20 protein-coding genes are annotated in these 25,639 nt (G+C 66.5%); 6 read left to right on the top strand and 14 right to left on the bottom strand.

Translation table 11 applies throughout. The features are described from left to right. Nucleotides 1–15: 15 nt before the first annotated feature. From AC5JJ2_RS04155 to AC5JJ2_RS04135, 5 genes are all read right to left on the bottom strand, one after another. Entirely contained in the window at nt 16–1,575 is a 1,560-nt protein-coding gene (locus tag AC5JJ2_RS04155) for an N-acyl-D-amino-acid deacylase family protein (protein WP_495856695.1), read from the bottom strand. A gap of 127 nt (nt 1,576–1,702) precedes the next feature. Next, complete coding sequence (locus AC5JJ2_RS04150; RefSeq protein WP_495856694.1) at nt 1,703–2,974, bottom strand: PQQ-binding-like beta-propeller repeat protein; 1,272 nt, start codon at nt 2,972–2,974, stop codon at nt 1,703–1,705. 117 nt (nt 2,975–3,091) lie between these two features. Further along, nucleotides 3,092–3,643, bottom strand: a complete 552-nt coding sequence (locus tag AC5JJ2_RS04145) for a chlorite dismutase family protein (RefSeq protein ID WP_495856751.1) — start codon at nt 3,641–3,643, stop codon at nt 3,092–3,094. A gap of 203 nt (nt 3,644–3,846) precedes the next feature. After that, entirely contained in the window at nt 3,847–6,222 is a 2,376-nt protein-coding gene (locus tag AC5JJ2_RS04140; protein WP_495856693.1) for a PSD1 and planctomycete cytochrome C domain-containing protein, read from the bottom strand. A gap of 116 nt (nt 6,223–6,338) precedes the next feature. After that, on the bottom strand, nt 6,339–7,757 hold the full coding sequence (locus tag AC5JJ2_RS04135) for an arylsulfatase (protein ID WP_495856692.1): 1,419 nt from the start codon (nt 7,755–7,757) through the stop codon (nt 6,339–6,341). A gap of 236 nt (nt 7,758–7,993) precedes the next feature. On the opposite strand from AC5JJ2_RS04135, the gene AC5JJ2_RS04130 reads away from it, so the two are divergent. Next, nucleotides 7,994–8,689, top strand: a complete 696-nt coding sequence (locus tag AC5JJ2_RS04130; RefSeq protein ID WP_495856691.1) for a BON domain-containing protein — start codon at nt 7,994–7,996, stop codon at nt 8,687–8,689. A gap of 223 nt (nt 8,690–8,912) precedes the next feature. Here the strand turns inward: AC5JJ2_RS04130 and AC5JJ2_RS04125 are convergent, their stop codons facing one another. Next, nucleotides 8,913–9,809 carry a DUF6585 family protein gene (locus AC5JJ2_RS04125; protein WP_495856690.1) on the bottom strand — a complete coding sequence of 299 codons (897 nt, stop codon included), beginning with the start codon at nt 9,807–9,809 and terminating at the stop codon, nt 8,913–8,915. A gap of 84 nt (nt 9,810–9,893) precedes the next feature. Here AC5JJ2_RS04125 and aroF point away from each other — a divergent pair, with 84 nt between their 5' ends. Further along, nucleotides 9,894–10,907 carry a 3-deoxy-7-phosphoheptulonate synthase gene (aroF, locus tag AC5JJ2_RS04120; RefSeq protein WP_495856689.1) on the top strand — a complete coding sequence of 338 codons (1,014 nt, stop codon included), beginning with the start codon at nt 9,894–9,896 and terminating at the stop codon, nt 10,905–10,907. Nucleotides 10,908–10,985: 78 nt separating this feature from the next. Here aroF and AC5JJ2_RS04115 read toward each other — a convergent pair whose 3' ends face one another. The 4 genes from AC5JJ2_RS04115 to AC5JJ2_RS04100 form a co-directional block, all read right to left on the bottom strand. Continuing rightward, the gene (locus tag AC5JJ2_RS04115) at nt 10,986–11,738 is read right to left on the bottom strand and encodes a hypothetical protein (protein WP_495856688.1); all 753 of its coding nucleotides are present in this window, start codon (nt 11,736–11,738) and stop codon (nt 10,986–10,988) included. Between the two features lie 87 nt (nt 11,739–11,825). Then, nucleotides 11,826–13,688, bottom strand: coding sequence for an MBL fold metallo-hydrolase (locus tag AC5JJ2_RS04110; protein WP_495856687.1), 1,863 nt, complete (start codon nt 13,686–13,688; stop codon nt 11,826–11,828). 12 nt (nt 13,689–13,700) lie between these two features. After that, on the bottom strand, nt 13,701–14,324 hold the full coding sequence (locus AC5JJ2_RS04105; protein WP_495856686.1) for a hypothetical protein: 624 nt from the start codon (nt 14,322–14,324) through the stop codon (nt 13,701–13,703). 27 nt (nt 14,325–14,351) lie between these two features. Continuing rightward, entirely contained in the window at nt 14,352–16,322 is a 1,971-nt protein-coding gene (locus tag AC5JJ2_RS04100; protein ID WP_495856685.1) for a DUF362 domain-containing protein, read from the bottom strand. Nucleotides 16,323–16,427: 105 nt separating this feature from the next. Here AC5JJ2_RS04100 and larC point away from each other — a divergent pair, with 105 nt between their 5' ends. Continuing rightward, nucleotides 16,428–17,609, top strand: coding sequence for a nickel pincer cofactor biosynthesis protein LarC (gene larC, locus AC5JJ2_RS04095; protein WP_495856684.1), 1,182 nt, complete (start codon nt 16,428–16,430; stop codon nt 17,607–17,609). On the opposite strand, the gene AC5JJ2_RS04090 is transcribed toward larC, so the two are convergent. Then, entirely contained in the window at nt 17,575–17,847 is a 273-nt protein-coding gene (locus AC5JJ2_RS04090; protein ID WP_495856683.1) for a hypothetical protein, read from the bottom strand. The two genes, larC and AC5JJ2_RS04090, sit on opposite strands and share 35 nt — an antisense overlap. A 104-nt stretch (nt 17,848–17,951) precedes the next feature. Here AC5JJ2_RS04090 and alaS point away from each other — a divergent pair, with 104 nt between their 5' ends. Together alaS and AC5JJ2_RS04080 are read left to right on the top strand one after the other, a co-directional pair. Further along, entirely contained in the window at nt 17,952–20,801 is a 2,850-nt protein-coding gene (gene alaS, locus AC5JJ2_RS04085; protein ID WP_495856682.1) for an alanine--tRNA ligase, read from the top strand. A 2-nt stretch (nt 20,802–20,803) separates the two neighbouring features. After that, nucleotides 20,804–21,379: a hypothetical protein gene (locus AC5JJ2_RS04080; RefSeq protein ID WP_495856681.1), complete on the top strand. Its 576-nt coding sequence runs from the start codon at nt 20,804–20,806 to the stop codon at nt 21,377–21,379. On the opposite strand, the gene AC5JJ2_RS04075 is transcribed toward AC5JJ2_RS04080, so the two are convergent. The 3 genes from AC5JJ2_RS04075 to AC5JJ2_RS04065 are packed head-to-tail and all read right to left on the bottom strand — an operon-like array spanning nt 21,343 to nt 24,143. Beyond that, on the bottom strand, nt 21,343–22,290 hold the full coding sequence (locus AC5JJ2_RS04075) for a 4-hydroxyproline epimerase (RefSeq protein WP_495856680.1): 948 nt from the start codon (nt 22,288–22,290) through the stop codon (nt 21,343–21,345). The genes AC5JJ2_RS04080 and AC5JJ2_RS04075 overlap by 37 nt on opposite strands. Further along, nucleotides 22,287–23,342, bottom strand: a complete 1,056-nt coding sequence (locus tag AC5JJ2_RS04070; protein WP_495856679.1) for an RluA family pseudouridine synthase — start codon at nt 23,340–23,342, stop codon at nt 22,287–22,289. The genes AC5JJ2_RS04075 and AC5JJ2_RS04070 overlap by 4 nt, the downstream gene beginning before the upstream one ends. A 39-nt stretch (nt 23,343–23,381) precedes the next feature. After that, complete coding sequence (locus tag AC5JJ2_RS04065) at nt 23,382–24,143, bottom strand: hypothetical protein (RefSeq protein WP_495856678.1); 762 nt, start codon at nt 24,141–24,143, stop codon at nt 23,382–23,384. A 142-nt stretch (nt 24,144–24,285) separates the two neighbouring features. Here AC5JJ2_RS04065 and AC5JJ2_RS04060 point away from each other — a divergent pair, with 142 nt between their 5' ends. Beyond that, nucleotides 24,286–25,518, top strand: a complete 1,233-nt coding sequence (locus AC5JJ2_RS04060; RefSeq protein WP_495856677.1) for a peptidylprolyl isomerase — start codon at nt 24,286–24,288, stop codon at nt 25,516–25,518. Nucleotides 25,519–25,639 lie beyond the last annotated feature (121 nt).

Below are 25,639 nucleotides of genomic sequence, written 5' to 3'. Positions count from 1 at the left end.
GCAGCCAAAATCGTGTCAGCGGTGCTCAGTTTTCTTCAGAATCTTGCCCGCCAGCACGTCCGGCTTGTGCTTGCCGTCGTCGATCACCATCGCGCCGTTCAGGAACAGGTACTTCACGCCGGTCGAGAGCTGGTGCGGATTCTCGTAGGTCGCGTGGTCGCGGTACGTCTTCGGATCGAATACGACCACGTCCGCCCACTGCCCGGCCTTCACGTACCCCCGGTCCTTGAACCCGAGGACGTCCGCCGGCAGCCCGGAGCACGAGCGGATCGCGTGTTCGAGCGGGATTGTCTTCTCCTCGATGGAGTAGAACCCGATCTTGCGGGCGAACGTGCCGTAGCTCCGCGGGTGCGGGACGCTCTTGTCCGCGACCTTCGCGCTGCCGTCGCTGGCCGTCGCCACCCACGGCTGCTTCATGTAGACGCGCACGTCCTCCTCGTTCATCGCGTGGTTGACGATCTGCGCCCCGCCGGTCGTCTCGATCTCGATCACGATGTCCAGCACGTCCCGCTTCTCCGCGGCCGCGATCTCGGACAACCGCTTCCCCTGCCACGCCGGCTTCTTCGAGTAGGTCGCGATCTGAATCGCCTTCCCGTTGTCCCGCTCGCTGATCGCCTCGGCGAGGTCGGCCTTCAGTCTCGGCCCGGTCTGCGGGTCGCCGTACCGGGCGACGTATTCCTTCGTCGAGCCTTCGCGGTACTTCGTCGGCACGATGGTTGCCCGCAGGGACGTGCTGCTGGCCGTGTACGGGTACTGGTCGGCCGACACCGCTTGCCCCGCCTTGCGGGCCGTCTCGATGAGCGCGACGGCCCGTGCCGACAGCCCGTGTGCCGCCCGGCCGCTCGCCTTGATGTGCGAGATGTGGACAGGACAGCCGCCCTCCTTGCCGATGGCAATCGCCTCCTCGATCGCGCCGAGGAGGCCGCCGCCCTCGTTGCGGATGTGGCTGGCGTAGTGCCCGCCGTTCTTGCCCGCGATTTTCGCCAGCGCGATCAGTTCGTCCGTCTTCGCGTAGGTTCCGGGGTTGTAGATCAGCCCCGTCGCCAGGCCCCACGCCCCGGCCTGCATCCCCTTTTCAACCAACTCCTCCATCTTCTTTAACTCGTCGGCCGTCGGTTTGCGGTTGGCGTTGCCCATGACCGCTTCGCGGACGCTGTTGTGCGGAACCTGGTGGACGACGTTCGCGCCGACGCCGCCGGCCTCGATGTCCTTGAAGAACTTCGCCACGTCCGTCGGCCCGCTGCCGCAGTTCCCGGTCACGATGGTGGTCACGCCCTGCACGGCGTAGCAGGTGTTCGCCCGCAGCGTCTTCGACACGACGGCCGAGTCGCTGTGCGTGTGCAGGTCGATGAAGCCGGGGCAGACGATCAGGCCCGTGCCGTCGATGACGGTGGTGTTCGGCCCCACCTCGACCTTGCCGACGGCCGTGACCTTGCCGCCGTCGATGGCGACGGCCGCCTTCACGCCTGGGGAGCCGGAGCCGTTGTAGACGGTGGCGTTCTGGATAACGACCGGCTTGTCGGCGGCCACCGCCTGGGAGGCGAAGAAGAATGCCACGAGGAACGAATATCGCACGGCACGCTCCGGGATGATGTGGGAGGGGAGGTGGAATGATTTTGCATTTTTCATTTCGACTTTTGAATTGGTTCAAGAATGACCGGAACAATTCAAAAGTCGAAATGAAAAATGCAAAATGAGAAATCTACTTCGCCTTCACGTCGAAGCAGTGCAGCTTCTCCTGGTCGCGGACGTACAGCTTGCCGTCCGAGACGACCGGGTGCGGCCAGCTCGCCTTGCCGCTCTTCTCCGGAATGTCAAACCGGCCGGCCAGCTCGAACCCGCCGGGCGACGCCCGGACCAGCGCCATGACGCCGTTCTGGTAGCGGAAGTACAGCATCCCGTCGGCGTAGGTCACGCACCCGGACCCGGTCCCCTTGCCCGCGCCGTTGTCCTCCTTCCAGACGACGGTGCCGGTCTTGAACTCCACGCACGTCGGCAGCCCGTTGTTGTGCCCGCGGCCCATGTATAGGTGGTCGCCAACCAGCACCATGCCGCCGTGGTGATTCTGAACGTCCCGCGCGCCGAGGTACTTCTTCTCGTTGACCTTGAACTCGTCGCCGACCTTCTCGATCTGGATCAGGGCCGACCCGCCGTCGCCGTATCCAGTGGAGCAGAAGACGTGGTCACCTTTCACCACGACGGTCGGGATGTTGGCGATGCCGTTCATGACGCGGGTGTACTGCCAGAGGAGCTTGCCGGTCTTCGCGTCGATGCCGACGACACCGCCGGACTTGCCGAGCAGGGTGACGTACATCGGGACGCCGTGAATCTCGGCCTTGACCGGGGAGGAGTAGCCGCCGGCCGAGCCGGGGTTCGCGACCTCGGCCTTCCAGATCACGTCGCCGTCGGCCGCCTTGAACTTCACGAGGGCGGCGGACGCCGACCCCGGCGTGCCGACGACCGCGTCGCCGTCCACGAGGACCGATTCGGAATAGCCCCAGTTCTGGACCTTCCCGCCGAAGTCCTTGACGTAGTTCTTCTTCCAGACGAGCTTGCCGTCGGCCGCGGTCAGGCACGCGAGTTCGCCGCCCATGCCGACGACGAACAGCTTCCCGTCCGCGTAGGTCGGCGTGCTGCGGCCGCCCTCGCCGTACCCGACCTTCACCGCCTCGGCGAACGGCGTGCTCCACGCCGGCTTCCCGTCGGCCTCGTTCAGTGCCCAGACCTTTTCCTCGTTGCCGAACTTGCCGACGCCGTAAATCTTCCCGGCCGCGATCGACGGTGTGCCGTACCCGCCGCCGAGGTCCGCGGCCGTCCAGAGCTTCGTCGGGCCGCCGTCCGGCCACTTCTGGAGGAGGTTCTTTTCGCCGCTGACGCCGTCGCGGTTCGGGCCGCGCCATTGCGGCCAGTCGGTCGGCTTGAGCGGGGCCGCGGCGGCGAGCGCGAGCGTCAGCAGCAGGGAGGACGGAATCATGAGAGCGGTTCTCCGAACGTGGCATCAGGCAGAAGTGCTAGTGTACGAGGGGGCGGTCAGAATTGAACGGCCCCCGGCGGCGGAGGTTCTACCGGGGGCCGCAATCTCACGAGTCGTTCACCCGCGGACGAGGCGGATGTCCACCTCGCGGTCCACGTACTTCCACTCCGCCGTCGCCCGGAGCGCGGCGACGAGGTCCTCGAAGGCCGCGGCGTCTGCAGCCGTGTAGTCGAACAACGTCAGGAAGTCGAACGGCTCGGGGCGGTCCAGGTCGCGGCAGTGGTGCAACCGCCGGGCGACGGCCGGCAGGTACTTCAAGCCGACGTGCGTGTGCCGGGACTGGTCCTCGAAGACGGCCCGCCGCTCGTCCTGGGTCAGCGCCCACCACGCCGCCGACTTGCGGATCGGGATGAGGGCCGCGTGCGTCGCCTCGGGCCGGCCCAGGGCGGCCTGCTTGGCCACGAGTTGCGTCTTCTCGGCCCGCGTCGCGTACCGCTCGTTGCTCGTGACGCCCCGCAACAGCCACCCGCCCGGCGGCTCCGCGGCCGGACCGTTGACGATGTCCAGTGCGGCGACGGTTGGCAGCGCGTCGCCCACGACTGCCTTCATGCCGATTACGGACCACGCCCCGCCGGTCCCGCCGACGAACGAAAACAGCCGAGGGTTCATGGCCACTCCGGGTTGCGGCGGGTCGGTCCGTCGGAAGGCGTTCCACACGCCCACGGCCGCGCCGCCGGTCGCGGCCGCGACGGCCGCGCCGAGAACGAACGCCCGCCGGCTCGGGCCTTTGGGTCGGGACAGGTTATCGGGAGAGGGTGTCATTCCCGCTTTGATGCCCGGCGGGCCTGGCAGGTTACGGGCGCGGGGAAAACTTATTCCACGTACACGAACTCGTTGAGCCGGAAGAGCGTGCGGGCGAAGCTCTCCCACGCCGCCTCCGGCTTCGCCGCCTCGCTCACTTCCTTCACGAACGCCACCGCCCGGTCCGTCTCCGCCGGCGTCGCCGCGCGGCCAAGCGCCGTGCGGTACGCCCACTGCACGCGGTCGCGGTCGTCGGAGCGGGCGGCCGCGATCCGCGCGGCGAACGCCTTCGCCTGGTCGTGGACGAACGGGTCGTTCAGCAGGTAGAGCGATTGCAGCGTCGTCGTGCTGGTGACGCGGCTGGCGGTGCTGGCCCCGGTGTCCGCGCCGTCGAAGATCGCCAGGTACGGGTGGCGTGCGATCCGCTGGGTCATCAGGTAGACGCTCCGCTTCGTGTGGTCGTACACGGCCCGGAACGGCTTGTGCTGGGTGAAATCCCACTTCGTCGGGTCCGGGAACGGGTGCGGGCCGCCGGGCGTGCGGTCGAGCGTCCCGCTCACCGCCAGGAAGGAATCGCGGATCGACTCCGCGTCCAGCCGGTGGCGGCGGAATTTCCACAGCAGCTCGTTGTTCGCGTCCTTCAGGCTCGCCCCATCGACCTCGCCGACAGACGCCAGCCGGTACGCGCGGGTCAGCATGATCTCCTTGTGCATCGCCTTCAGCGACCAGCCCCTCTCGATGAACTCGCGGGCGAGGTAGTCGAGCAGTTCCGGGTGCGTCGGCTTCGTCCCCTGCTTGCCGAAGTCGTTCGGCGTGGCGACGAGGCCGCGGTGGAAGTGGTAGTGCCACAACCGGTTGGCCATGACGCGGGCCGTCAACGGGTTCGCCGGCGACGCGATCCAGTCCGCCAAGTGTTTGCGGCCGCTCGTCTTCTCGTCGGCCGGCAGGGGCTGCCCGCCGAGGACGGAGATGAACCGCCGCGGCGACTTGTCGCCGGGCTTCTCCGGGTCGCCCTTGTACTGGATCGCGGCGTCGCCGACCTTCTTCCCCTCCGCGACGGCGTAGGCTTGCGCGAACGGCAGCGGCGACTGCTGGAACTTCTCCTTCTGCTTCCGCTTCGCCTCGATCTTCTTGCCGATCTCGTCCTTCTTGGCCTTCTCGGTGGCGTCCTTCTTCTCCTTCTCCAGCGCCTTGATCTCGGCGTCGAACTTCTTCTCCTCCTCCCGTCGTGCCGCGAAGACCTTCTCGGCTTCCTCCTTCGCCACGAGCGGCACGAGGTCGCGCTGCCGCTTCTCCAGCTCGATGCCCGGCCACGGGTAGCGGGTGCTGGCGAAGAACCCGTACAGGGCGTAGTAGTCCTGCATCGTCAGCGGGTCGAACTTGTGGTCGTGGCAGCGGGCGCAGTTGAGCGTCAGCCCGAGGAACGCCCGGCCGAAGTTGTCGATCGTGTCCTCGATCGTCAGGTGCTGCGGGTAGTCGTCCACGCGGGAGCCGAACCGCCGGGCGTTCGCGATGTACCCGGTCGCGACCGTCCGCCGCCGCCGTTCCGTCTCGTCCTCCCCGCCCATCAGGTCCCCGGCCAGTTGCTCGCGGACGAACTGATCGTAGGGCATGTCGCGGTTGACCGCGTCGATCACCCAGTCGCGGTAGCGGAACATCTGCGGGATCGGGTAGTCGGAGTTGTCGCCGGCGGTGTCGGCGTACCGCACTACATCCAGCCAGTGGCGGCCCCAGCGTTCCCCGTAATGCGGGGACGCCAGCAGGCGGTCAATCACCCGCGCGAACGCCTCCGGTGAGTCGTCTTTCAGGAAGGCGTCGATTTCTTCCGGCGTAGGCGGCAGGCCGATCAGGTCGAACGTCGCCCGGCGGATGAGGACCCGCTTGTCCGCGTCGCCGACCGGCTTCAGCCCCTTTTCTTCGAGCTTTGCGAGGAGGAAGTTGTCGATGTCCGACGCCGGCCAGCTCGCGTCCTTCACGGCGGGAACGGCGACCTTTACCGGAAGCGGTGTGAACGGCCACCGCTGCTTCGCCGCCGCGATGTCGATCTGCGGCCGCTCGACCGTCCCGCCGTCGTCCGGGGCCGGCGCGCCGCGCTTCACCCACGCCACGAGGTCCGCGACCTGCTCCTTCGCGAGCGGCTTGTCCGGCGGCATCGCGGCGATACCTTTGTGGTCCCGCCGCACGGCCTGAATCAGCGGGCTTTTATCCGGGTCATTCGCTACAACCGACGGTCCGCTGTCGCCGCCCTTCACCCACCCGGCTTTCGAGTCGAGGCGGAGGTTACCCTTCACCTTGTCGGCCTTCTCGCCGTGGCACTTGTAGCAGTGGTCGGCGAGGAGGGGCCGGATTCGCTTCTCGAAGAACTCGATGCCGTCGCGGTCGTCGGCCCGGAGCGGGGCGGCGAGGAAGGCGACGGCGACCAGAACGCGGGAGAGCGTCACCGGCATGGGTGAGACCTTGATAGTAGTAGGCACACTCCGTGTGCCGTTTGTTCGGCGTCTCGTTCACTTCGTGGGAGTCGCCGCGATCCATGGCAGACGGCACACGGAGTGTGCCTACTACTTTAATCCTTCTTCCCCGCCGAATCGACTGACGGAAGCGGGAAAAGTCTCGACGGCACGTGTTCCTTTTCCATGATCGCCGCCACCCGCTTCACCACGTCCGGGTTCGCGGCCGCCACGTCCTTCGTCTCGTTCGGGTCCTTCGCCAGGTCGTACAGCTCGATCGCCGTCAGCTTCGTCGCCAACTTCTGCCGCGTCGCCTTCCAGTGGCCCATCCGCACCGCCTGCTGGCCGCCGTAGGCCGGGAACTCCCAGTACAGGTACTCGCGCTTCTTCGCCTCGCCCGTGCCGGCCAGCACCGGCCACAGGCTGATGCCGTCGATGTCCGCGGGCGGCGCGATCCCGGCGAGGTCGCACAGCGTCGGCAGCACGTCCCAGTTCGCGGTCGGCAGGTCGCTCGTAGTTCCCGGCTTGACCTTTCCCGGCCACCGGGCCACGAACGGTACGCGGATGCCGCCCTCGTACAGGCTGCCCTTCCAACCCCGCAGTTCGCCCTTCGACTCGAAGAACGGCCCGTCCGACCCGCCGAACAGCCCGACCGGGCCGTTGTCGCTGCTGAACATCACGATGGTGTTCTCGTCCAGCTTGAGTTCCTTCAACAGATCGAGGACGCGGCCGATGCTGCGGTCCATCCGCGTAATCATCGCCGCGAGGCCGGCCCGCGGGTGGTCGTGCGGCAGGTACGCCTTGCCGGTGTACGGCTTGTCGTCGAACTTCCCCTTGTACTCGGCGAGCGAGTCCTCGGGAACCTGGATCGCGACGTGCGGGATGATGAACGGCAGGTACAGGAAGAACGGCTCCTGCTGGTGGTCCTTGATGAATTTGAGCGCCTCTGCCTCGAACAGGTCCTGCGTGAACTGCTTGCCGGTCGGCGAGTCGGAGTTGCCCTCCAGTGTCACCATCTCGCCGTTGCGGTAGACGTAGGCCGGGTAGTGGTTGTGGGCGTGGGCCTGGCACTCGTAGCCGAAGAAGTAGTCGATCCCCAGCTTCTTCGGGTCGCCGCTGTTCTCGTGCGAGCCGAGGCCCCACTTGCCCATCGCGGCGGTGGCGTACCCGGCCTGCTTGAACAGCTTCGGCAGCGTGACCGTGTCCGCCGGCAGCGGGTTCTGGCCGCTCCACTTCTGCATGGGCTTCCACTGGCCGTTGTTGCGGATGTACGCGTGGCCGGGGTGCTTGCCGGTCATGAGGCAGCACCGCGATGGGGCGCACACGGCGTTACCGGAGTACGCCTGGGTGAACTTCATCCCCTCGGCCGCGAGCCGGTCGATGCTCGGCGTCTTGATCTTCGTCTGCCCGTAGCAGCCCACGTCCCGCCACCCGAGGTCGTCGGCGAGGATGAAGACGACGTTCGGCCTCTTCGCGTCTGCGGGGGCGGATGAAGCCAAGATCAGGGCGAGAAACAGAGGGATGACGAATCGCATGGCGGGTCGCCTCGGGAGGGGAATCTTGAATCATTCTGCGAACTTTCCCCGGATTCCGCCGCCGCCGCGGGAAAGATTGCACGAGTTGCCGATTCGCGTCCGATGAAGCCCCAGGAAGTCGCAATTTTCCCAACAGTCCAACTTCATCGGGCCGGGGGCTTGTGACGATTAGTTCGGTACTGCCCCGGCGTGTGCCTTCGTGTGGCCGGACGGTTCAGAGTCCTGGAGGGTCTAACGTGAACGTGCGCTCCCTGTTCCTGTCGGCCGTGGTCGCCGGTTGCGGTCTCGGGACCGCCGCCGCGGCCGAACCGGCCAAACTGCCCCAGCCCGTCAGCAAGGCGACGATCACCGCGAACCAGAAGCTCGCGGACGCGGTCGCCAACCAACTCACCGCCACCGGCGCGGTGCAGCACGCCGACGTGTCGATCTCCGTCTCGGAAGGCGTCGTCACGCTGACCGGCACGGCGCGGGACGCGGCCACCCAGTCGAAGGTGATCGACGACGTTCGCCGCGTCGCCGGGGTCAAGAAGGTCCGCGACGGGCTGACGACGCAGTCCGCGAACCTGCTCATCAAGGCGCAGGCGACCGGGCCGATCGCCCCGCAGATGATCGCGGCCGTGCCGCCGGGCGGCACGCCGGTCGTCGAGCCGACGCCGCTCGGCGCGGTCGGCATGGGCATGGGCGGGGCCGAACTGCAAGGCCCGCCGATGCCGCCCTACGCGTGGCCGACCTACGCCCCGCACAACAACCTGTCCCGCGTCGCGTACCCGCAGGCGTACCCGTACAACGCATTCCCGTTCATCGGGCCGTTCTACCCGTTCCCGAAGGTCCCGCCGGGCTGGCGGAAGGTCGTGCTGGAGTGGGAGGACGGGCACTGGTGGCTCGGCCGCCTGCAAACGCCGCACGACTACTGGCGGGTGCGGTTCAACTAAGGCGGGACGCGACAATCACAACCCCGGTCGGGCACGGACGCCCGGCCGGGGTTTTTCGTCGTCGGGAGTCGCGAAAATGATCCACGGAATCCACCCCCACCCCTCGCCGGAATCATTTCAAATGTCCGGAATCATTTTTGAGAATGACGCAACTCGTTGCCGTGTATAAATTTGAACACCTATTCGCCGTCCGGAATCATTTCGCCGCCGCCCGGAATCATCGCTACGAAACCGCCGTCTCCTGATTCTCCTCCGGCTCCTCGCTCCCCTCCGCTTTCTTCGGCCCCATCACCGCGAGCAGGCCGAACAGCAGGTGCAGGTTCGGGATTTGCGAAATCTCCTTCAGCCACCACGTCCGCCAGCTGCCGGCCTTCTTGAACGTCACCATCTTGTGCGCGACCGTGATCTCCTTCACCTCCGACCACGGCAGCAGCTTCCCACCCTGCCGCAACCCCTCCGCCGTGGCGCTCAACTCCCCGAACGCGAACGGCTCCCCCTTGTTCAGCGCCTCCAGCACCCGCGGCCACAGGACGGCGAACGTGCCGCACTGCACCCGCTCGGCCAGGTCCGGGTAGTCGGCCACGGCCGGGGTGAACCGCGTCTTCGGGACGTGCGCCCCCTCGATCTCGAACCACGCGTTCCAGACCTGGATCATCGGGACCGTCAGCGGCAGCCAGCACGCGGTCAGTTCGCCCTCGGAGGACCACAGGTACTGCGGCTCGGCCGCGTCCGCCCGCAGCCGGACGGTCTCGATCGCGTCCCACGGGTACGACTCTACCTCGTTCGGAGTGATGCGAAGCATCCCGGTCGGGAAAAGGGCGATCCGCAGCCCGCGGTGGCGGTAAATGAACCAGAGCAGCCCGCCGCCGAGGATCGGGGGGCCGAACAGGAAGTGGAACTCCCAGTGCCCGAACCGGGCCGGCCCGTGGACCCACCAGAGGTAGTTCGCGACCAGCCCGTAGGCGACCAGCAGCACGCCGACGATGACCTTGACCCGCCCCCACCGGCCGCCGGCGCGGAACACCGCTTCCGGCTCGCCGAGTTCCTTCGTGGCGAAGTCCACCTCCTCGTCGGGGGCGAGGTGCGGCTCGTCCTCCGCGTCCGGTTCGAGCAGACCCATGCAACCGCTCCGGGGGTGGGGGTGGACACGCTGTATAATAGCCGTTCGTTCCGACCCCAACGCCGATTTCGACCCCGGTGAAGTATGCTCGTTGTGATGCAGGCCCACGCGGCCGCGGCCGACATTGAGGGCGTCGTCGCCGCCATCCGCGACCTCGGGCTGACGCCACACGTCCTGCCCGGCGCGACCCGCACGGCCGTCGGCATGACCGGCAACACGGCCGCCGTCGACGCCGGGCACTTCGAGGTCCTCCCCGGCGTCGAGGAGGCGATCCGCGTTACCAAGCCGTTCAAGCTCGCCAGCCGGGAGATGCACCGGGACAACACGACCATCGCGCTCCAACAAGCGGACATCGGGCCGAAGACGTTCACCGTCGTCGGCGGGCCGTGCTCCGTCGAGAACGAGAAGATCACGTTCGAGACGGCCGAGTTCCTCCTGTCGAAGGGGGTGAAGCTGCTCCGGGCCGGGGCGTTCAAGCCGCGGACCAGCCCGTACAGCTTCCAGGGCATGGGGCTGGAGGGGCTGAAAATTCTGCAAAAGGTTCGCGAGAAGACCGGCATTGGCATCGTGACGGAGTTGATGGACACGGAGCACGCGGCGGCCGTGGAGGAGGCGACGGACATCATCCAGATTGGTGCCCGCAATATGCAGAACTTCAGCCTGTTGAAGCGGGTCGGCAAGTGCCGCAAGCCGGTGCTGCTGAAGCGGGGGCTGAGCGCGACGCTGGAGGAGTGGCTGATGTCCGCCGAGTACGTGATGGCCGGCGGCAACTACCAGGTGATCCTGTGCGAGCGGGGCGTGCGGACGTTCAACGACCACTCGCGGAACACGCTCGACCTGTCCGTGATCCCGCCGGCGAAGACGCTGTCGCACCTGCCGATTTTCGTGGACCCGAGCCACGGGACCGGCAAGCGGGCCTACGTCCCGGCGATGGCGCTGGCGGCGCTGGCGGCCGGGGCGGACGGGCTGCTGATCGAGGTCCACCCGGACCCGGACCACGCCGCGAGCGACGGCCAGCAGACGCTGAACTTCGAGATGACGGAGAAGCTGCTCGGCCAGTTGAAGGCGCTGGCCCCGGTGCTGGGGCGGAAGATGTAATGGGTGGAACCCGGAGCGGGAGCGACGGGGTGAAGCACTTCACCCCGTCGCTCCCGCTCCGGGTTCCACATCCGTCGGTCAATCGTCGATCGCGAACTCGGTCTCGTCGACCTTCTCGAGGTTCTTGATCTCCGTCACCTTCGCCGACAGGAATACCGTCCCGTCGCCCAGGGACGTGATCTTCATCGGCTGCATCATCCCTTCGACCTTCTTGTACTCGGCGTACAGGGTCTCGCGCTGCCCCCGCTTCTCCTCGTTGCCCGGCAGCAGCCCCTCGTGGCTCGACTTCACCAGCAGGTGCGTTTCCTTGTCGAAGTAGAGCTTCACCGCCTTGTCGTGGTCGAGCACCTTGACGCTCACCACGTCCGCCTTCTTCTTCTCGACCTCCTCGTCCGCTTCCGCCTTCAATTCATACTTCTTCTCATCGAGCAGCGGCACGAGCCGGCTGATCTCCCGCAGCTTGGCCGCGAGGAGGACTTCCTTCTGCTGCGCCTCGCTCAGCGGCCGGTCGATGTCCATGCCGTTGGCCTTCAGCGTCGTCTTCGCCTTCTTCCCGTTTGTCACCTGGACGGTCTCGACCTTCATCCCCTGGATCGTCATCGTCATCTCGGTCTTCAACTTGTTCGGGGCGTGCGTGACCGTGGCGGTCATGTCGATGGCCATGCCCTGGATGGTCAATTCGCCGGTGATCGTCGTCTTGCCGGCCGTGTACTTGGTCAGCACGTCCTTGCCGCCGTGGGCGACGATCGCCTTCTCGATGACCGCCTTCGGGTCGGCGTAGGCCGGGGACGCGAGAACGGCGGCCGCGAGGCCGAGCAACAGGTGACGCATGAGAAGCCTCCGAATCGGGGGAAATGGGTGCGAACGCACCGGGGGATTCGACGGGGACGTGATACGGATTGGCGACCGCGTGCGGAATTATTCGACATCGACGGCGAAGAACGCGTCCGCCACCTCGGCCCCGTCCGCGTCTCGAGCACGGACGGCGAAGACGTGTCGGCCCTTCTTCGCGTCCGCCGGCACGGCGAGCGTCAGTTTGTCCGCCAACACCGCATCCGGCACGACGCCGCGGCCGTCGAGCGCGACGGTGAGCTTCTGGCCGGGTTCGACCCGCACCTTTGCCGTGACCGTCTGCCTCGGCTTCGCCTTCACCAGGACCGGCTCGACGCTAACGCGGTGCGGGTTCCAGTCGAGCCGGTGCTTGCCCGAGACACACACCTTGTCACACTGCTCGGACGCGAAATCACCCCACAGACTTCGTAGCTGGTAGTCTTTCTCGTTGAACACATACGGCCCGCCGTGTTCCGCGAGAATCCACTCTGGCTTGATGGCGAGAACCTTGTCCGCGCTCTTGCCGTAAACGCTCGGGAAGCTGCGGTTCATCCCCATCCACCCGCCGCTGCCGCTGAACTGCTTCACGTGGAAGAAGTTGTCGGCCGTGAACAGGCACTTCTTGCCGTCGATGGTCGCCTCGATGGCACAGGTGAACTCCGACTGGCCGGGGAAGTGGTGGAAGCGGAACGCGTACTCCCGCCACGTCGCGGTGTCGCCGTCCTTCAGTTCCTTGTCGAAGGTGATGGGCCGGGAATCGAGGAACGGGGCGCGGTACTTGAACGGCTCCTTCAGCGGCTCCGCGACGCGGTCGAGCGCCCAGACCTTGTAGGCGTCCTTGCCGGGGAGCGTGTAGACGCCGTCGAAGTGGTCGTAGTGGGCGTGGCTGAACGTCACGACTTCGACCGGGCCGAGGTTCTCGTCCTTCCGCAGCTTCGCCACCTGATCGACGGCCCGCTGGCCCCACGGGTCGAGCACGAGGCAGGCGTTCGCCTCCTTCGATGTGAGGACGTAGGTGTTGCCGGTGAGCCACAGGTGCGGCGACACCCGCGCCCACGGCTTGTCCCCGCCGCTGGCGATTTGCTCCTTCGGCACGAGGAAGTCGTACTCCCGCGCGTCCTTGCCGACGAACTTCTCGAAGCTTTTCGCGTCGCCGGCCATTTTCAACCGTTCCTCGACGACCGTAAGCCAGTCACCGAGGGATTGCTTCTCGTCCCATTCGCTCCCGCGTGATGGGAATAGCTTCGATGGCTTCAGTCCCGCGATGCGGTGAACTGACTCGGCGGCGGGCTTCAACCCGGCGTCGGTCCAGTGGTCCCAATCCGTGGTGAAAGGCGTCCATAGTTTGCACTTCGTCGAGACGGCATCGCCGGTGAAGACGAGCGGCCCGGCGGGGCGTCCGGACTTGTTCACGGCAAACGCGACGTGGTCCCGCGAGTGGCCCGCCGTCGGCACGACGGTCAGCGTCCACGGGCCGAGGGTAATCTGATGCCCCTTCTTCAACGTGTACTCGATGCCGTCGAACCCGACCGGCACGACGAAGTAGCTCGTCCGCGAGTCGCGGAGCGGGATCGACTTCTCCCAATACTTCGCGACCGCGTCCGGGGCCAGCCACTCGGCAGACTCGGGGGCGGCGAGGACCGGAACCTTCGCGGCGAGGTACTTCCCCACCGCTTCGACCGTGTCCCGGTGGTGGTGCGTGAGCAGCACGGCCGTCGGCTTCGCCGGCAGCTTCTCCGGCGGCAGCGGCGCGTCGATCAGCACGACCGCTTCGCCCGCGGTCAACAGGTACGAGGCGGGGGAACTGGGCGAGCGCTGGACCATCAGCCCGTCGGCATCGAAGACGACGCTCCAGTCCGCCGCGGGCTTAGGCGGCTGCGTCCGCCCGACCCACGCCGCGAGACCGACGAGCAAGAAGCAGGACACCGCGAGGGGAAGGCGGGCACGCATGGGGGTCGCCTCTCAGGCCGCGACCGGGGCGGCGGGGGTGATGCCGGTGATGTGCAGCAGGATGCCGAGGATGCGGTCGGGGTCGGCGAACGGGTAGTCGGTGAGGTCGAATTCCAACACTGACCCGTTCAACCGGAGGAACCGCCACTCGCTGCCGTTGGAAACGGCCCCGTACACCGTTTCGATGTGCGGGTTCCGCGTCCGGTTGAACCGCTGCGCGGCGACCATGGCGGCGGCGCACTGGCCCAACCCGCCCATGACCTGCTCGTTCTTCGCCTCGACGATCATCATCACCGGAGCGACGACGTAGTCGAGTTGCGGCGGGCGGCCGATGATGAAGTCGCACACGCCGACCAAATCGACCGACGGGTCCACGTCGAACCGGGTGCCCGAATAGAGGGCGATCCCGTAATTACTCCGTTCCCACAGTTCGAGTAACAGGGGTACGACCAGCATTTGCGTCCGGGCCGTCTCCGTGTTCACGGTCGTGGCCAACCCGGCCCGCCGGAAGAACCGCTGGCGAAAATCGGCCGCCAGCGGGAAGCTCGGCACGTCCGGGAACAAGGCCGGCCGCGATTCCAGGGTGATGCCGAATTCTTCTTGCACCCGAGCGAGCGTGAACTGGTGGTACGGCATGGTCTGTCCTTGCGCGTGCGTTGCGATTCATTTTAGCGGCACGGGCACTTTGTCCTTCGGAATGTACTGCTTCTCGATCCCCGGCGGCGGCTCGAACGGCTGCGCCAGGCTCGCGATGCTCTCGCCGAGTTGCGGGATGAGCGCCTCCTGGATGTTCCCTAGTCGCTTTTGGTGGGCGAGCACGATCGTCGGGATGCGCTCGACCGGCAGCTTCATCAAGCGGCAGCACGTCGCGTCCACGGCCACCAGGTCGATGCCCATGACGAGCGCCCCGAACGGCTTCGCCGTGCCGTTCAGCGGGCCGTCCCCCTCCATGCCGATGATGCCGTCCACGATGGCCAGGTGCGGCGTGTTCGTACACGCGATGTCCACGATGCTGTTCGGGATGCCCCGCCAGTGCAGCTCGTTCTTCGGCCACCCGTAGCAGATGCCCGGCAGCGTGCCGAACAGGTTCTTGAGCGACAGCGTCGCCCCGGCCCAGTGGTGCGTCTTCAGCTTCGGCAGCGACACGAACACGTCCGCTTCCGCCACCGTCCGCGCGATGTACAGGTGTTCCAGGCCGGTCAGCCGGCCGAAGTTCAGCATCTTGCGGGGCTCGTCGTGGTTCACGTCCACGAACCGGACGCCGTGCTTCCGCAGCACGTCGCCGAGGCCGCTCTCGTTTACGAGGAACTGCACGTTCCGCCAGTGCCCCGGCCCCTCCGCGACGACGACCTCCCGCGCCCCCTCGGCCTTGAACAGTTGGATGACGGCATCGACGAACCGCGGGTCGGTGTTGATGACCTTCCCCTTGTGGTACTCGACGAGGTTCGGCTTCAGCACGACCTGCTTGCCCTGGACCGGGACGTGCTCGCGGAAGTGGCCGAACTGCGTCTTGAGCAGGTCGAGCATCTTCGCCTCGTCGTACTCCGGGCATCGGCCGACGTGGACGGCCGACGTGCGGGGCAAGGGGCGGGTGTTCGCGATCATCTTCGCGGTGAAGCTCTGGAAGTACGTCTTCACCCGCTCGCCGAGCGGCATCCGCTCCTTCTTCGAGACGGCCTTGTTGGTGCGTTCGAGGAACATCGGGTCGCCGCTCGCCACCGTCGGCGCGTCGGTCAGCTTGAACGGGTTCCGCGATTCGATGTCGAGCGCCAACGACGCGAGTGCCAGGCGAAGCGGGCCGGCGGCGAGGCCGTTCCCGGCGGCCGTCTCCATCGTCAACGACTCGCGGATGCGGTCGTCCAGCTTCGGCAGGCTGGTCCGCGTCCCGTCGTCGGTGGCGTGGGTCGCGAGGGCGATCTTGATCCACGCGAGGTGCTCGAGGTCCGTCGTCTGCTCGCCGTGGACGCGGAGGTAACCTTTGGCGGCTTCGACCCGCGGGTGGTCGATGCCCTGCGTCGCGAGCAGCAGCACGGCCGTCGGGCCGGGGATCGGCTCCGTCATCCGGCCTAGCACGGTGCGGTTGCCGTAGTTCGCGCCGCCGGTGTCGAACGCCCGGTCCATCAGAAGCCGAAGTCCTTCCTGCACGCGCGGGTTGTCGCCGCGGTCGGCCTTCCGCAGCGCGAGGCACGCCCACGAGGTCGGCTCGACCCACGAGAAGTTGTCCTCGCCCCACGGCCAGCCCATGAGCCGGGAGTCGATGTCCATCATGTCCTCGACTTCCGGGTCGGTCTTGATCGTCCGGCCCTCGATCGCGAACAACCCGTCGGCGAGGCTGTCCGCTTCCTTGCCCGCGGCCAGCCCGTTCGCCCAGGTGAAGAGCGCGAGGGACGTGGTCCACACGGCCTGCGGGCGGCCGCGCTGGAGCCGCACGGTTTGGCCGCGGCCGGTGGAAACGAACTGGTTCGCGACGAACTTCCGGGCGGCGTCCCACGCCGCGGAATTCTTACCGGACTCCGGGGCGAGCGCGAGCAGCGCCAGGCACGTCGGTTCGAGGTGCGCGGGCTGCCCCGGCCGGTAGCCCCAGCCGCCGTCGGCGGTCGCCAGGTCCCAGAGCTTCTGCCGTGCGTCGATCATGGGTCGTCCTCGAAGGTAGGGGTAATTTAGCCCACGAACGCGGTCGGTGCGGGGCCGGAACGACCGCCGCCCGGAACCATACACTTCCTGTTAGGAGGACAACCGGTGCGCGTGGCTCATTTCGACTGTTTCAGCGGCATCAGCGGCGACATGGTCCTCGGGGCCGTCCTGGACGCGGGCGTAAGCCCCGACGCGATCCGCGCCGCCCTCGACTCGCTCGGCCTGCCGATCCAACTCGAAATCGAGAAGGTGAAGCGGTGCGGGTTCGCGGCGACGAAGGTGACCGTCAACGCCGAGGACCAGGAGGACTACCGCTTCCTGCCGGATGTGGAGGCGATCCTCGCGAAGGCCGCGCTGACGCCGAAGCAGCGGGAACTGGCGACGACGATCTTCCGCAAGGTAGCCGTCGCGGAGTCGGTCGCCCACGGGATGCCGCTGGAGCGGGTCCACTTCCACGAGGTCGGGGCGCTCGACAGCATTGCCGATATTGTCGGCGCGGCCGTCGGCCTGGACCTGCTCGGCGTGGACCGCTTCACGAGTTCCCCGGTGGCGGTCGGCAGCGGGACGGTGAAGTGCGCCCACGGCATCATGCCTGTCCCGACGCCCGGCACGGCCGAGTTGCTCAAGGGCGTCCCGATCGCGAAGTGCCCGGTGAAGGGCGAACTCGCGACGCCGACCGGGGTGGCGATCCTCACGAGCGTGGCGACGGAGTTCGTGGACACGCCGACGATGGTGATCGAGCAGATCGGCCACGGCGCGGGCACGAAAGACCCCATCGAGCAACCCAACATTCTCCGCTTATTGGTGGGCAAAGCCCACGGACGAACGTCCGTGGTGAGCGAGTCCGACACCGTCACCATCCTGGAAACGAACCTCGACGATTCCCCCGGCGAGATCATAGGCTTTGCCATCGAGCAACTCTTCGCGGCCGGCGCGCTCGACGTGTTCACGGTCCCGATCCAGATGAAGAAGCACCGCCCCGGCGTGCTCCTGACGGTCCTCGCCGAACCGGCCGACGTGCCGAAGCTGGAAACAATTCTCTTCCGCGAAACCGCGACGTTCGGCGTCCGCCGGACGACGGCCGCGCGGTCGAAGCTGGCCCGCGAGGCGGTGACGGTGGAAACCCCGTGGGGACCGGTGAAGGCGAAGCGCGGCACCCGCGACGGGCTGACGGTGGTAACTCCGGAGTACGACGACTGCGCCCGCGTCGCGCGGGCCGCCGGCGTGCCGCTGCGAGAGGTGTATGAGGCGGTCAGGCGGTCAGCGTCGGCGGGTCGCCGGGCTTGATTGGCTTTGCGGGACGTATGATCGGTTCCAATCTCGAAATAAGGCGGCAATCGATTTTGACGGTGCGTTGGAATCCTTCATCCTCGGAGACGCGGTCTAAGCCGACGATCACGGACGTGAGCAGAACAATGCACTGGTCCGGGTGGGCGATCACGTAACTCGATCCGTCCACGACGTACATCTTGAACGGCTCGAACGGCACATGCTTCAGTTCCGCGACGATTTCATTCGGGGCCATGTCGGTCCTCCTCGCCCCAGTCTACCACCCGCCCCTTGAACTTTCGACGCGTTTCCGTGTCTATTCCCGTGTCCGATTTTCTCCCACACGTAGCCGAGAGCGTCATGCCGACGTCGAGCGAGATCCGCCAGCAGTTCATCGACTTCTTCTGCCAGAAGCGCGGGCACGCGTTCGTCCCGTCCTCCCCGGTCGTGCCGCTCGACGACCCGACGCTCCTGTTCGCCAACGCCGGGATGAACCAGTTCAAGCCGTACTTCCTCGGCACGGAGCGGCCCAAGCACGCCCGCGTCGCGAACACGCAGAAGTGCATCCGCGCCGGCGGCAAGCACAACGACCTCGACGACGTCGGCAAGGACACGTACCACCACACGTTCTTCGAGATGCTCGGCAACTGGAGCTTCGGCGACTACTTCAAGACGGACGCCATCGCGTGGGCGTGGGAGCTGCTCACCGACGTGTGGAAGCTCGACAAGGACCGGCTGCACGTCACCGTCTTCGAGGGCGACCCGGCGAACAACATCCCCCGCGACGACGAGGCGGCGGAGATTTGGAAGTCCGTCGGCGTGCTGCCGGGGCACATCCACCTCGGGAACAAGAAGGACAACTTCTGGGAGATGGGCGAGACCGGGCCGTGCGGTCCGTGTACCGAAATCCACTACGACAGCACGCCGGACAAGTCGGGCGCGAAACTCGTCAACGGCGGGTCGGACCAGTGCGTCGAAATCTGGAACAACGTCTTCATCCAGTTCAACCGCAACCCGGACAAGAGCCTGACGCCGCTGCCGGCGAAGCATGTCGATACCGGGATGGGGTTCGAGCGCATCACGAAGGTGATCCAGGGCAAGGCGAGCAACTACGACACCGACATCTTCACGCCGCTGTTCGAGGCGATCCGCACTGTCACGAACGCGGACCCGTACACGGGGAAGCTCGACGACCTGAAGGACACCGCGTACCGCGTGATCGCGGACCACATCCGCACGCTGACGTTCGCGCTGACCGACGGCGCGACCATCGGCAACCTCGGCCGCGACTACGTGCTGAAGCGCATCCTCCGCCGGGCGGAGCGGTATGGTCACCAATTCTTTGAGACTGGGAATAGTCCCTTCCTATACAAATTGGTCCCTGTTGTTGTTGGCCAACTTGGCACTGTTTTTCCAGAATTGTCTCGCAATCCAGATAAGGTGGCTAAGCAGATTCGAGACGAAGAGGAAGCGTTTTTGCGAACACTCTCCTCCGGGATGCGGCATTTCCGACGGATTGCCAGGGAAGCTATTGGTCTTGAGGCCGCTAAGAAGCGTCACGCGACTTACGCAGGATGGACAGAGGGATCCATCGAAGCGATAAACTTTAAGACACAGGACGGCCAAGATTTCTCGATTAGCTATCCAAAGTCGTTGAGTGATATCCACGACTTTATTACTCGTGAATGCCAGTCTACTCCCGTGATTTCAGGCTTTTCGGCGTTTCAGTTGCATGATACCTACGGTATTCTCATAGATATTACTGAGCAGGTTGCTAAAGAATGTGGACTGACGGTTGCCAGTGCTGAATTTCATCAAGTGATGGAGGCGAGTAAGACAAAGTCTAGAGAGGGAGCGAAGAAGCACAATGTTGTGGCGATAAGAGGAAATCTTCCGTCTACAAACGACGAGGCAAAGTATTCGCAGGACGGTACAGTTCCTGCTGAAGTGGTAGGGTGGGTGATCGAGAACGAATACCATACTTCAGGAGAGCTGGCAGGCGTGATCAGCTGTGCAATAGTACTAAATAATACAAATTTTTATGCGGAGCAAGGCGGTCAAGTTGGGGATACAGGCGAGCTTTACACTTGGGGCGTTCCGTCTGTGAAGTTCCAAGTCGATGATACGCAACGGCTGGGTGATACTATTCTTCACTTCGGAACTTTGTTGAGTGGAGTAGTGCGGGTTGGGGATCAAATAAAAGCACATAGGTGGAGAGAACGTCGCACCGATGTGATGCGGAACCACACGGCCACGCACCTGCTGAACCTCGGCCTGCGGACCGTCCTCGGCGGGCACGTCGAGCAGAAGGGGTCGCTGGTGGACGAGGCGAAGACGCGGTTCGACTTCAGCCACGACAAGCCGCTGTCCGCGGACGACGTGCGGCAAGTCGAGGCGTTCGTCAACCAGCGGATCGGCCGCGACCTGCCGGTCACGGCCGTCGAGCTTCCGCTGGAGCAGGCGAAGACGATCGACGGCGTGCGGGCGGTGTTCGGCGAGAAGTACCCGGACCCGGTGCGGGTCGTGATGGTCGGCCCGGAGAAGCCGGAGGACGCGAACTTCGACGACTCGGTCGAGTTCTGCGGCGGCACGCACATGGCGCGAACCGGCGGCATCGGGTACTTCAAGATCACGTCGCAAGAGCCGGTCGCGAAGGGCGTCCGCCGCGTCACGGCCGTCACCGGCCGCGTCGCCGCCGACGCGATGACGCAACTGTCCACGATGGTCACCACGCTGACCGACCGTTTCCAGTGCAAGCCGGAGGAACTGCCGACGCGGGTGGGCGGCCTCGACGAGGAGATCAAGAAGCTGACCGAACACCTGAAGCGGGCGGTCGCGATGACGCTCGACGGCCTGCTCGACGCGGCCCCGGCGGTGAACGGCACGAAGGTCGTCGTCGGCCAGCTCCCGCCGGCCGGCGCGGAGGTCGTGCGGGCGCAACTGGACCGTATCAAGCAGAAGGCGAAGTCGGCGTTCATCGTCCTCGGCTGGGACGAGGGGGACAAGGTGCCGCTGATGGTGTCGCTGACGCCGGACCTGGTGAAGAAGGGCCTGAAGGCGGGCGAGGTCATCAAGCCGGTGGCGGAGTTGATCGGCGGCAAGGGCGGCGGTAAGCCGGACTTCGCCCAGGCCGGCGGCAAGGACGCGGCGAAGCTGCCGGAGGCGCTCGCGAAGGCGACGGAACTGGGCCGGCAACTGCTCGAGGCGTGAGGATGGGATTGTTCGACTTCCTCCGCCGGAAGGCGGCCGGCGGGCCGCGGAAGCCGCGGGCGGCGCACTACGCGATGGCCCACCACGCCCTGCGGCGGTTCGCGCTCGAGGACCCGATCTACTACCTCGGCGCGCTCGCGTCGCCGGACGCGGGGAAGTTCCTGGCGTCCGTGTTCGAGGTCGCCCGCAAGGAGGCCGCGGCCGGCGGCGAAAAGCCCGACTTCACCGCGGCGGACGTTCGCCCCTACCCGTGCCGCATCGCCGACTTCCCGACGGTGATCGTTGCCATGCCCCCGGCGAAGTTCATGGCCGAGGCCCACTTCACGGCCCTCGTGATGCTCACCACGGGGGCCGTCACGACCGTCGAGGAGGCGAAGGCCGTCGAGGCCCGGTACTTCACGCTGGAGGCGGGGTTCTCGCTCGACGACCGGCCGCGGACGGTGTTCTGCGAGTGGACGAAGGACGGGAAGCATCTCAACTTCGGCGACGGGCCGTCGGCGACGGTGGAGGCGTTCGGGGCGCGGGTCCACAAGGCCGTCGCTCAGGCCAGCCCGTCCGGGAACGGGTCGCCCGCCTGACACAGCAGCGTCAGCTCCGCCGTGACGAACGCCGTGCCGGTGACGCTCGGCACGACGCGGTTCCCATCGCCGGGGGCGTACCGGCCCTCGAACACGCTGCCGATGACGCTCTCCTGCCGCCACGTCTCACCCGGCTTCAACTTCCCGCTCGCAGCGAGGCACGCGAGCTTCGCGCTCGTGCCGGTCCCGCACGGGCTGCGGTCGTAGGCCCGGCCGGGACAGAGGACGAAGTTCCGACTGTGGTTCGCGGGATCGCCGGGCGGGCCGAATAGCTCGATGTGGTCGATCTCGCCGCCGTTCGCCCCCGTGATGCCGGCCTTCGTCAACGCTTGTCTGATGCGCCACGCCACGTCGGTCAGGCGTTCCACGTTCTTCGCGGAAATGGTTTCGCCGTGGTCGCTGACGAGGAAGAACCAGTTCCCGCCCCACGCCACGTCGCCGGTCACGCGGCCGTAGCCCTCGACCTCGACGCCGACGTTCGCCGCGTACCGGTAGCTCGGCACGTTCGTCACCGTCACGCGGTTGGTGTCGTGGAGCGTCGCGGTGACGACGCCGACCGGCGTTTCGATCCGGTGCTCGCCGATGTCGATGCGATTCAAGTAGGCCAACGTCGCCATGAGGCCGATCGTGCCGTGGCCGCACATGCCGAGGGTGCCGACGTTGTTGAAGAAGATGATGCCGGCGGAACACGTCGGGTCGGTCGGCGGGACGAGCAGGCCGCCGACGAGCACGTCCGAGCCGCGCGGCTCGTTCACGACGAACGAGCGGAAGCCGTCGTGCCGCTCGCGGAAGATGCGGCACCGCTCGGCGAGGCTTCCCGTCCCCAGGTCCGGCCCGCCCGCGACGACGATCCGCGTCGGCTCGCCGCCGGTGTGGGAATCGACGGCCACGACCTTCCGGGTGACGCTCATTTCGATTCCCGCAACTTCGTCAACAGTTCTGCGAAGTCGGCGGGCGGCGGCACGTCGTAGGTCAGCCGCTCGCCGCTGACCGGGTGCGTGAATCCCAGGCTCGCCGCGTGCAGCATCGGCCGTTCCGCGCCGCTGCCGTCGGGGAGCGGCGAACCGTTCAAGGGGCGGTCGTAGACCGTCTCGCCGCACAGCGGCGTCCCGGCTTCGCCGAGGTGGATGCGGACCTGGTGCGTGCGGCCGGTTTCCAGCCGGCACTCGACGAGCGCGAACGCCCCAAGTTGCTCCTGCACCTTCACGAACGTGACGGCCCGCTTGCCGTCGGCGGCCGTGCCGCTGCCGCGGCGGCCGTCGCCGCGGTCCCGGACGAACACGCTGTCGAGCTTCGCCGCCTTCGCCTCCCCGCGGACGAGGGCCAGGTACCGCCGGTCGGTGGTGTGCTTCTTGAACTGCTCGGTAAGTGCCTTCTCGGCATTCCGCGTTCGCGCGAAGACGATGACGCCGGACGTGTCGCGGTCGAGCCGGTGGACGGCGAAGACCGGTCGGTCCGGCGTGCCGAGCAGCCCCGGCAGCAGCCCGCCGAGCGTCCGCGTGAGGAACCGCTGCCCGCGGCCGAACTCCGCCGCCTCGTCCGCGTGCCGCATCGTCGTCAGCCCGGCCGGCTTGTTCGCGACGACGACGTGATCGTCGGCGAACAGGAGGGGGACTTCCAAACTCGGAACGCGGAGGTCGGAACTCGGAACGTTCCGAACCTTCTTCTCAGGCTCCTTCCGTGGGGGCTTCGGGGCGGCCTGCTTCGTGGGTTTCGGTTTTTCGTTCCGCGTTCCGACCTCCGCGTTCCGCGTTAGGTCCAAAACGCCTTCCGCGACGGTGATCCGCTTCCCGGCCTTCACCCGGAACGCGGCGTCGGCGACGATCTGCCCGCCGACGCGGACGTGCCGGCGGTCGATGACCCGCTTCGCCTGCGACCACGACAGCCCGAGCCGGGCCTTCAGCACGGCGGCGAGCGTCTGGCCGTTGTCGCGGCGGTCGGAGGTAATCACAACGGGCGGCATTTCGTGGAACCCAGAGCGGAAGCGACGGGGTGACGGGACTCAGTCGTCCACCGGGAACTCGGCGGCGTCCACCTTGTCCAGGAACTTCAACTCGGTGACGGTCATCGTCATGTATTCCTTCTTGTCGTGGTTCACCACCACCTTCGTCGGCAGCGTCGCGGCGTCGAACTTCTTGAACTCGGAAAGCAACGTCTCCTCGTCCACCTCGACCACGCCGCCCGGCCCCGGCGCGAGGCCCTTCCGCTGCATCTTCACCAGGTAGTTCGTTTTCTTGTCGAAGAACAACTTCACCTCGCGGAGGCCGTTGCCGGTCACGACCACGACCGCCGCCGGGCTGCCGTTCACGTCCGCGTCCTTGTCCGCCTTCAGCGTGTACTTCTTCGCGTCCACCAGCGGCGTCAGCGTGCTGACCTCCTGCACCAGCGCCGCCTGGATCGTCTCGTCCTTCACCCGGTCGTTGAGCGGCTGCTCCGTCCCGGCCAGCGTCGCCCGGACCTTCGCCTTCTTGCCGTTGAGGATTTGCGTCGTCACCAGCTTCAGCTTCGCCAGCTCGCCGGTCACCTCCAGCTTGTACTTGTCGGGAAGGGAGTAGATCGCGGTCGCGGTGTACTCGACCTTCTGGTTGTTGCCGACGTTCATCGTCCCCTTCGAGAGCGACTTCGCCACCTTCGTCTTGTTCAGGGCGGCCGTCCCGCCGTGGGCCTCGATCGCCTTCTTGACGGTCGCGGCCGGGTCGTCCTGGGCGAGCGCCGGGGCCGAAAGCACCGCCACGAGCCACAGCGCGGGGAGCAGGTTGCGCATCTTATCTCGTCTCCGAAGGTTGCCCGCCGATCCGCCTTGCGGTAGCCGGCCGGGATGTTATATCCGGTTGGCGCGAAGGATCGCGCCGCTAACTGCCGAAGATACCGGACGTGCGGGGTTCCGCGAACTGGGGAGAACTGGCATGGCTGCCGTCCCGCTCCGTCGATGCGTGTGGCTGGTGCTGCTGGCGGCCGGGTGCGCCGCGGGCCAGAGCTACAAGATCGACCAGGGGCCGATCCCGGACTGGATGACGCCGGCGAGCGGCGAGGCGAAGGCTCGGAGCCAGTCGCCGGACGAGCCGAAGGCCCCGACCGGGAAGATCGTCATCACCGAGCAGCTGCCGGACCCGCTGGCCGACCCGAAACCGGCGGCGAAGGCGACCGTCCTGCCCGCCAGCCTGGGCAGTAGCGGGACGCTCTCGAACCCGCTACGGGACAAGCAGGTGCAGGTGGCCGCGTTCATCGGCACGGACGTGGTCATCACCGACGACGAGGTCTGGCAGATGGTCCGCCAGCGCGCCCCGGAGTACATGGAACTCTTCGGCAGCGAGCAGGCGCAAAAAGAGAAGACGATCTACAAGGAAGAACTCCGCAAGCTGATCGAGCGGGAGCTGATCGTCCTCGAACTCTACTCGCGGATGAAGAAGAACAAGGCCGAGGACAAGATCGAGGGGCTGAACGACCACGCCCGCGAGCAGGCCGTCCGCCGGCTGAAGGACTACCGCGTCAACCGGAAGATTCCCTCGGAAGAGGACTTCATCAAAATCCTGCGGGCACAAGGGCTGACGTACAACGGCCTCCGGCGGCAACTCGAGCGCGACACGCTCGTGCAGATTTACCTGGAGCAGATGCTCAAGGACAAGGCGAAGTTCGTCACGCTCAACGACCTGTGGGACTACTACACGGCGAACCCGAAGGAGTTCGTCGTGGACGAGAAGGTGAAGTGGCTGGACTGCTTCGTGAGCTTCCAGCGGTTCGACACCCCGGCGGCGGCGAAGGAGTACGCCGAGGGCCTGTGGCGGGCGGCGGCCGTCGGCGGGGACTTCGTCGAGATCATCAAGAAGTCGAGTCACGGCGACAGCGTCCTCCGCAACGGCGAGGGCCTCGGCACGAAGCGGGGCGACTTCCAGCCGGTGGAACTCGAGAGCGTGATCCTGGAGATGAAGGAGGGGCAGCTGAGTTCGCTGCTCCAGACGGCGACGGGGTATCACATCGTCAAGATCGTCGAGGCGCAGAAGGCCGGGACCCGCGAGTTCGACGGCAAGGTGCAGACCGAGATTCGCAACAAGCTGACGAAGCAGTTGCAGGAGAAAGAGTACGCGAAGATGATCGACGAGTTCTGGCGGCGCTACCGCCCGAAGGTCGTCGGGCAGTGACAACCGCACAGCGGGGTAGTGGCGGGGGAAGGGGGGGGGGGGGGTTTTTGGGGCAAAAAAAAACCCGCCCCCAGTTACCCCCCCCCCCCCCCGGACGCCCCACCCGCGGGGGGGTGTGCGC

Source organism: Limnoglobus sp. (assembly GCF_059499385.1).
This window is presented reverse-complemented; position numbering and strand designations above follow the sequence as displayed.